Annotated in this window: 1 protein-coding gene and 1 pseudogene; both read left to right on the top strand. The window is 70.6% G+C overall.

Annotated features, from left to right (window positions below; genetic code table 11):
* A pseudogene (locus ACFQZY_RS19125) lies at positions 1-123 on the top strand (electron transfer flavoprotein subunit beta/FixA family protein); the annotation flags it as partial.
* A 1-nt stretch (position 124) separates the two neighbouring features.
* The coding region (locus ACFQZY_RS19120; RefSeq protein ID WP_377419142.1) for an electron transfer flavoprotein subunit alpha/FixB family protein at positions 125-930 on the top strand (806 nt) is incomplete at its 3' end.

Genomic DNA, 930 nt, shown 5'->3' with positions numbered 1-930 from the left:
GACGTGGCTCCGCGCATCAAGACGCTGAAGGTCAGCGAGCCGCCCAAGCGCGGCGCGGGCATCAAGGTGCCGGATGTGGCCACCCTCGTCGACAAACTCAAGAACGAAGCCAAGGTGATCTGAGATGGCTGCACTGGTTATTGCTGAACACGACAACGCGTCGATCAAGGGCGCGACCCTGAACACCGTGACGGCGGCTGCGGCCTGCGGCGGTGAGGTGCATGTGCTGGTGGCGGGCCAGAACGCGGGCGCTGCGGCGGCTGCGGCGGCCCAGATCGCCGGCGTGTCCAAGGTGATCCACGCCGACGGCGAGAGCCTGGCCCATGGCCTGGCGGAGAACGTCGCTGCCCAGGTGCTGGCGATCGCGGGCAACTACAGCCACATCCTGTTCCCGGCCACGGCCAGCGGCAAGAATGCCGCGCCGCGCGTGGCGGCCAGGCTGGACGTGGCGCAGGTCTCGGACATCACCAAGGTGGTGAGCGCCGACACCTTCGAGCGCCCGATCTACGCGGGCAACGCGATCGCCACGGTGCAAAGCGCCGACGCGACGAAGGTGATCACCGTGCGCACGACCGGCTTCGACGCCGCGGCGGCCACCGGTGGCTCGGCGGCCGTCGAGACGGTGGCGGCGGCTGCGGCCTCCGCCAAGAGCCAGTACGTGGGCAGCGAGATCGCCAAGAGCGACCGCCCCGAGCTGACCGCGGCCAAGATCATCGTGTCGGGCGGCCGGGCGCTGGGCAGCGCCGAGAAGTTCAACGAGGTGATGATGCCCCTGGCCGACAAGCTGGGCGCGGCCATCGGCGCCTCGCGCGCCGCGGTCGACGCGGGCTACGCCCCGAACGACCTGCAGGTGGGCCAGACCGGCAAGATCGTGGCGCCGCAGCTGTACATCGCCGCCGGCATCTCGGGGGCGATCCAGCACCTGGCGGG

Source organism: Ramlibacter sp. GCM10027632 (assembly GCF_042675325.1).
Lineage (GTDB): Bacteria > Pseudomonadota > Gammaproteobacteria > Burkholderiales > Burkholderiaceae_C > Ramlibacter.
Note: the sequence above shows the minus strand (reverse complement) of the source record. Positions and strands in the feature narration are given on the sequence as shown.